This window comes from Legionella tunisiensis, from assembly GCF_000308315.1.
Lineage (GTDB): Bacteria > Pseudomonadota > Gammaproteobacteria > Legionellales > Legionellaceae > Tatlockia > Tatlockia tunisiensis.
In genome coordinates this window covers 1-7,246 of the sequence record NZ_CALJ01000262.1, presented here as the reverse complement: position 1 = coordinate 7,246, position 7,246 = coordinate 1, and the positions used below count along the sequence as shown (strand labels likewise).

Sequence of the window (7,246 nt, the reverse complement as noted above, 5' to 3'; positions counted from 1 at the left end):
TGCATAAAATATCTCATGAGGGCCCTGCTGGTGATTTCGCCGAATTAATAAGGCAAGTACCCTTAAACTGGTGTATTAGATTTAACCAATCGGATCGTTAATCCTTTGCAATTACAACAACTCAAGGAATGTATTGCTGCCTCGCCAATTAAAAAAGCCTGTCTATTAGGTATAAAACCCGCCGAGGCCCAAAAAGAATTAATTGATGTGTTGACTAAAAAAAGTTCTATGCAAGTCGCTACAGGTGGTACAGCCATTGAAATGAACCATACAGAAGTGCTAAAACAGGATCTTGTTGCTGATTTTAATCGCCAATTTCGCCAACAAGCTATTGATAGACAGAAAATTTCTATGCGTTTTGAACCATCTCGCTTGGGAGCCGCTTACGCCAAAGGACTAGGAAGTTTTTTCGCAATTATGGAAAGAAATAACAGGCGATATTCCAAAATTTGGTGGAGAAAGTCATTTTACAGAGATAAAATCTGTTAAAAAATTATCAAACCCAGAGATTGAAAAACAATACGAGAAAACAAAGGGGGAGCGTTCTAAAGGACAAGCCTTGCCAAACTCTCTTAGCCGTGAATTACAAACCATTCAAACAAACGATGTTGAATTAGAACCCGGAGAAATGTTGCTTTATCACGGGACTAACTCCGAAGTGGCACCTCTTATTATGCAAAATGGCTTCGATGAAGCGCGCTGTAAATACGTTCAAGGCAATGGTTATGGCCCTCTGGGTAAAGGCGTGTATTTTACGTCTGAGCTTTCCAAAGCAGCCACCTTCTCCACCTGCTCGGAATGCGGTAAAAGTGGACAGTGTAGCTGTGTTAAAAAAGGAACTTTTGAGCCCGCAGATAGAGTGGTTCTTTTATGCAAAGTTTTTGTTGGCAATCCCGAAATCATCTTGAAAAAAGGGGATATCAAAGAACGCACTAAACCCGCTGAACCTTTCGATTCCTGTATGGCTTTAGCAAATGAACTAGACCCAATTTCCGATTTTCGCTCTACGGAAGTTTGTGTACCCAAAGGCAATCAAATTATCCCGCTTTATGAAATTCGTTTCAGCTCACAACCCAATCTCTTACGGGTCGCAGAATGGGAAAAAACCATTGAACAAAATGGGTTAATTGAAAATAAATCTGTGGGTCAGAATGTAACAAGATGTACTAACTTGTTAAAAGAACTAGCAGAACTAAGAATAATATCAGCACCCTTTGCAACCATCCAAAATCAAGCTAATAAGATTGAGAAAAGGATTGACTCGGCCATAGAAATTTTGCAACACCAACGCGATACCTTTAAACTGGATGATGTAAGTATTGAAAAACTAGATATTCAATTACGAGATCTTAAAAATTTTCGTAACCAATTAATTTCTTTACAAAAACAGTCCGAAGATTTTTCACCCAATCGAAAAGATCCATCAACAAGCCTAAGTAAAGAGCCGATGAGTTTTAGCAAACTGCTTAATAAAGTGATTAGATTCTTTCTTCCAAAAGAATATGCTCTCAAAAATGAATGTGCAGAATTGGCGGAAGCGATGCATAAAAAACCCGGGACACCCGATAAATTTTTAACGGATATGACCCAGTGGCTTAATCGTGCTATCGAACGCGATCAACATAAAGGGACAACCTTTGTGTTCGGGACCCGAACTTATCCCATGCATCGTATTCTTATTACCCAAAAAATGATTAACTTAAGAGATACCCTTCGCGACCTTCAAGAAAAAGGCTTGAACCCCGAAGAATTACAAACAGAAATTCGAGCGGTACTTGCTAAAACCGTCCAAGAACTCGATGAATATGGCAAAGCAGAACCAGAAATTCTTACCTCAACTAGTTATAAAAATTTACAAGCGTTTCTAAAAACATCGGCTAGCTTAACTACCAACACTGTGGTTGGAATGAATCCTATCTTACAAGGATTATCAATCTCATCCGGTCAATCAGTCAACAAAACAGAAACAGTCAGTGCACCCGTTATTGTTACTGCTAAAGCTAAAACTGAACCAAGTGATGTAGTAAGACTGAAATCTGAAACTGTTGATAACATTAAGCTGCCCAAACAGGATGAAAAAGAAGAATCACGCCCTAGAAGCATGTCTTTATAAAGATGAACAAAAAAGGTCAACCCCTGCCCTCAGGCCTCAAAGGCATTTCATGTAATGCTATGTCCTCAAATAACAATGCTCATGTCCTTAAAACTGCTATTATATTGATTTTAAAAGCATAAATTTGAGGCAGTTAAAGTCATTGATGTGGACAGCTAACCTGTATGGCATAACGCGTGCTAAAGCCCCAAGACAACCATAGTCTATATCAACCTCAGAGGAGTCCTCACAAATGAAAAGAGTATTTTTACCCATTATATTGTTAATTGGATTAGCATTTTCTCCTTTTATTTTTGCTGATGTCACCAAACCCCCTAGTGACTGTCAAAATCAGTTAGTGGGTGTGTCATTAAAAACTGCAGATGGTCAAAATATTCAGGTATTTGTTAGTAAAAATGACGTAGACAAAGTAAAACAATTGAAGGAAGGCGAGAAAGTAGAGTTATACGGGTATGGAATTAATTTTTAATAGAAGATGTCTTAGGATAATTTTGAAAACCTGTAATTTATTACAGGTTTTCATTTGAAACGAATTAGGAATAAATGGGCATGAAGCAAATCGTGATTAAAATAATAAGTTTTATTACAACAATCGCCCTGTCCTCGCTCATCTTTGCTCAACCAGAAAGGCAAGAGAGTTATAAATTTCCAGTTAATTATAAAATTGAGCATGGAATTTATATAATGCCTTTGTTAATAGGCAATCCCCCCCAGCCAGTTGAAGAAATAGTTGATACTGGAAGCTCTACTTTAATAGTTATTCCTGAAAAAAAATTTGTATGCATTGTGATAAACCATTGACGAAAGGTTTTGTTGAAATCAAAGCACTTAAACCTTCATCCACTCATTCCAAATATGTATTGAAATTTGGGTCGGCAACTGACCGTGTTATTGAATATTAGGCAAAGATTCAGGGGTACAATCATAAAACTCCTATTATTCCTGAAATGCAAATATTTGTTATTGAGGATAGTACACAACCATCTAATATTCTTGGACTATTGAGAGATAATATTTCAATCATTCCAAATGCCCAAACTTTTGTTAAAAATGTTCACAAATACCATAATCTGCATCGAGTCATTACTTTTGTATTGTGTGGAGTTGATGCAGATAGTTACATAGAGCTAGGTCCTGAATACATTAAACAAGTCACCGATCATAAAAGTTATGAAAGCCCTTTGACCCATAAGAATTATTATGAAATACAAAGTGCTGGATTTTTTGATGACAAAGGCAATCAGATAGCTAAACCAGTGCTTCCTTTTGTTGCTGCAATCCTGGATACTGGCACAGGAGGCTATGTTATTCTTAATGAAAATCTTCATAGCCAAATTTTAAAATATATCTATGAGCATGCTGGCAAAAAAAATCAGGATATAGGAGAGCCTTTTTGGAAGAACAACTACTGTGTGCCATTAGCAGATATAGACTTCAAATCACTACCTAAAATCAAGATTGGTTTTCAGAAGAAAGACGAGCCTTCTTATTATTTATTAGATTTGGAACCTGATATTTATGTGTAGTAGTTCAAACTTGATCTGACAGTTACCGGTTTTTAAGAAGTGTCTGTCAGGTTAAGTCTAGTTTATAAACTTTTCCATCCAGATTTGTTTACCATCAATCAAAGTTTGCATTGGAGTTCGTCCGCAGCACATTTTGCCTTGATGAGTTCGTTGATTATTATAATACTGAAGCCATTCGTCCAGATCTTTTTGCAACGTTTCGATATCTTCATAAATTTTCTTACGGAAAGTGACCTGATAAAACTCTTGTAAGATAGTTTTATGAAAGCGTTCACAAATGCCATTTGTTTGAGGAGACTGGGCTCTAGTTTTTGTATGCTCAATATTATTAATTGCTAAATACAGTTGGAAATCATGGCGTTCCACCTTCCCACAGTATTCTGTGCCGCGATCAGTTAAAATACGCAACAAGGGTAAATCCTGCTGCTCAAGAAAAGGAAGAACCTTGTCGTTGAGCAAATCTGCTGAGGTAATAGGTGTTTTGGTTGTATAAAGCTTGGCAAATGCGACTTTGCTATAAGTATCAACGAAAGTTTGCTGGTAAATTCTGCCTACGCCTTTTAATGTTCCGACATAAAAAGTATCTTGTGAGCCAAGATAACCAGGATGGGATGTTTCAATCTCACCACAAGCCTCGTCATCAAATTTTTTCTTCTCTAGCGCAATAACTTGGGCTTCGGTAAGTATCACTCCATCTAGAGCAACTTTAGTTTCAAGCGCTTTTAAACGGTCTTTAAAATTAGCCAATTGATGGCGCAACCAGATACTGCGAACACCACTCCCTGATACAAAAATACCTTGTTTACGTAATTCATTACTGGTGCGCTGCTGACCATGAGCGGGATAAGATAGAGCATATTCTTTGACAGCCTCTTCTATAGCTTCATCAACTCGATTCTTTATATTTGGCTGTTTACGTGATTTATCAAACAGGGATTCAACGCCACCTTCGTCGACAGCTGTCTTATAGCGATAAAAGGTATCTCTTGAGAAACCCATTACTTTACACGCTTTTGAAACATTACCTAGTTCCTCGGCTAGATTCAAAAGACCAACTTTGTGTTTAATAATTTTAACGTTATTATCTATCATGAGAGTTTTCCTTTAAGTTTTGTTTAAAGTTCGCACTTCTATCAAAACCGGAAACTCTCACCTTTTCAAGTGACGTGTCAGATTAAGTCGAAACTAATTCAATTTATGTGAACGGGGCTGGCTGTGACAAAGGTTCAGCCCGTCTAGTTTTTATCCGCTCATTACCCCCTCATCCAACTGCTTGGCGTAATGCGAAACAAAGAGAAAAGATTAAGTATTTTCCGGCAATTATTTTAGGCTCATCCTTCATGAACCAATACGTGATGCAAGTTCATTTAACTGATAAAGATCCTTATGTTACTTTTATATCCAATAAAAAGATTTGTCATAAGGCTACCAAAGACAAATAAAACGTTTTCTGCATTTCCTGTACAGCAAACATATCTCTGGATGCTCCATAACGTCCCTTCAGGATATATTTTTTGATTTCAGGTGGAGCAATCTTTGTTGAAGGCTTGTTTTCTTGGAAAAAATGATGCCTTCTTTGTGTTCTTGTAGGATTCACTTCAGGTTGATTATCTTCAGGTTGATTATCTCCAAGCTGGTTAGCCCCAGGTTGGTTAACTCCAAGTTGGTTAACTCCAAGTTGGTTAACTCCAAGTTGGTTATCTCCAAGTTGGTTATCTCCAGGTTGGTTATCTCCAGGTTGGTTATTTCCAGGTTGATTATCTCCAAGCTGGTTATCTCCAAGCTGGTTATCTCCAAGCTGGTTATCTCCAAGCTGGTTATCTCCAAGCTGGTTATTTCCAAGTTGGTTATTTCCAAGTTGGTTATTTCCAAGTTGGTTATTTCCAAGTTGGTTAACTCCAGGTTGGTTAACTCCAGGTTGGTTAACTCCAGGTTGGTTAATCAATGATTTTTGTTGGGATACCCAATCTGTAAATGCCCTCATTCTTTCTGAGTTATTTAAAATATCTTGGGGGTCAATAAAAGTTCTCGCCATTTTGTTAATAACTTTGGGGTCAATTGGATGGCATGAGTAAATTTTCGAAAACAATTCAAAGTTCTGGGAAATATAAGCTTGTACAATGGCTTGTTCAGCAAGATTAAGACCATTGGAAAGCCCTCCATCTTGATTTAAATCGGGATTTTTAGATAAATTTTCCAAAACAATTGTTAGATTTGCTTGCTCTTTTTTTGGAACTCACTTCTTAATAGTTGTTGCACTTCGAGCTGTGGCAGTTGGTTATTGATCCAATTCCGCGCCGGCTCTTGCCATTGATTGTCGAAACTTTCCGCTATTTTTGCACATCCAGGGGTAAATTATGTTTGTGTAACTCAATGAAAACTTTTTCCAGCATTTTAAAATTTTTCTCTTTGAAAGCCTGGGCTACAGCTTGCTCAGCAAGGGTTAGTGGCTCACCACCTGGCTTTTGGGATACTGTGGGGATTTGAGCACCAGTGGCAGTAGCAGTTGCGGTGTCTGGCGTGGGCTCTTCAATAAATACAGGAGGTATATAAATTTGATTCCAAATTTCTTTTCCTTGTGACAATGTGGCAAAAATGACCTTTCCATTAACAGTTTGACCTTGTACTCCTTTATTAAGTTCAAGTGCCATCCATTGTTGATAGATCCTCTCACTAATTTCTTGAGCGTTTTCAAAAGTAGCAGCTATTTTTTAATTTTTCAGGAGTTAATTTCGCTCCGACTGAGTGAAAGAAAAAAGCTAACATGTCAGGACTAATGGAATCCTTAGTAATAAAAGCCTGGGCAATAACGTATTCACCCAGTGTGAGACCATGAAAACCACTGTCTTTATCTAAATTGATCCCTAATTTGATCCCTGATTCTAAAAGAGAACGAATAGTCATTAGGTTAGCGGAGGAGCCTTGCAAAAATTCACTTCTTAGGTTGTTATGCAACTCCATTTTTTCGAGTTGTACACTCACCCAACTTGGAAACTCAGAGTCATTTTCTCCCATTACTTTTACAATTTTATCGACATCAATGGGTAATTTTTCTTTACCTAACTCCGTAACTACCATCTCTAGAAGTTTTGGATTTTTTGAGCGATAAGATTCAACTACGGCTTGCTCCGCAAGGGTCAGAGAACCATAGCTTGCATTCCAAATGTTTTTTCCCTTGGAAAAAGCAGTAAAAATAATCGCTGTATCAAGCGTTTTTCCTTGGAGTGCTTTGTTAAATTGATCTTTTACCAATTCTTGGTAAATCCAATCACTGCTCGTTGAATCATCCAAGTAAGCACTTATTTGTTGGATTGTATGCTCATCTATATGAGGTTTCGCTAAAGTCAGGAAAAATCTAACATAACAGGCGAAATAGAGTCTCTACTGATAAATGCTTGAGTAATAAGATAAGCACCTATACTAAGATTACCACGCCCACTGTCTTCATTTAAGTTAATGTCTTGCAATAAAATGTGTTCAATCTGCTTTAGGTCCGCTTCGCGGCCTTTATTAAATTCCATTTTTATTGAATTATAAGCATCAGTTTTAGTGAGTTCTGGAAACCTGGGCTCTTGTTTTATAGATTCTGGAGAGTCTGGGATCGCAG

General features: G+C 37.5%; 10 protein-coding genes. 5 read left to right on the top strand and 5 right to left on the bottom strand.

What is annotated here, in order from left to right:
• Positions 1-105 precede the first annotated feature (105 nt).
• The 5 genes from BN58_RS15935 (at position 106) to BN58_RS15915 (ending at position 3,639) form a co-directional block, all read left to right on the top strand.
• Positions 106-489 (top strand): hypothetical protein, encoded by a 384-nt coding sequence (locus tag BN58_RS15935; protein ID WP_019217665.1) that lies wholly within the window; start codon positions 106-108, stop codon positions 487-489.
• A complete protein-coding gene (locus BN58_RS15930; protein ID WP_332248003.1) occupies positions 428-2,113 on the top strand; it encodes a PARP domain-containing protein in 1,686 nt (561 codons plus the stop codon). Before BN58_RS15935 ends, BN58_RS15930 begins: the two co-directional genes overlap by 62 nt.
• Before the next feature lie 232 nt (positions 2,114-2,345).
• Complete coding sequence (locus tag BN58_RS15925) at positions 2,346-2,582, top strand: hypothetical protein (protein WP_019217663.1); 237 nt, start codon at positions 2,346-2,348, stop codon at positions 2,580-2,582.
• An 80-nt stretch (positions 2,583-2,662) separates the two neighbouring features.
• Positions 2,663-2,914, top strand: coding sequence for a hypothetical protein (locus BN58_RS15920; RefSeq protein WP_156812577.1), 252 nt, complete (start codon positions 2,663-2,665; stop codon positions 2,912-2,914).
• A 146-nt stretch (positions 2,915-3,060) separates the two neighbouring features.
• Positions 3,061-3,639, top strand: coding sequence for a hypothetical protein (locus BN58_RS15915; protein WP_019217661.1), 579 nt, complete (start codon positions 3,061-3,063; stop codon positions 3,637-3,639).
• A gap of 57 nt (positions 3,640-3,696) precedes the next feature.
• Here the strand turns inward: BN58_RS15915 and BN58_RS15910 are convergent, their stop codons facing one another.
• From BN58_RS15910 to BN58_RS26290, 5 genes are all read right to left on the bottom strand, one after another.
• On the bottom strand, positions 3,697-4,731 hold the full coding sequence (locus BN58_RS15910) for an IS481 family transposase (RefSeq protein WP_019217660.1): 1,035 nt from the start codon (positions 4,729-4,731) through the stop codon (positions 3,697-3,699).
• Positions 4,732-5,056: 325 nt separating this feature from the next.
• Entirely contained in the window at positions 5,057-5,839 is a 783-nt protein-coding gene (locus tag BN58_RS28970; protein WP_019217659.1) for a hypothetical protein, read from the bottom strand.
• Positions 5,840-5,969: 130 nt separating this feature from the next.
• The gene (locus BN58_RS15900) at positions 5,970-6,290 is read right to left on the bottom strand and encodes a hypothetical protein (protein ID WP_019217658.1); all 321 of its coding nucleotides are present in this window, start codon (positions 6,288-6,290) and stop codon (positions 5,970-5,972) included.
• 40 nt (positions 6,291-6,330) lie between these two features.
• Positions 6,331-6,930, bottom strand: coding sequence for a hypothetical protein (locus tag BN58_RS15895; protein ID WP_019217657.1), 600 nt, complete (start codon positions 6,928-6,930; stop codon positions 6,331-6,333).
• 53 nt (positions 6,931-6,983) lie between these two features.
• The coding region (locus tag BN58_RS26290) for a hypothetical protein (RefSeq protein ID WP_040916652.1) at positions 6,984-7,246 on the bottom strand (263 nt) is incomplete at its 5' end.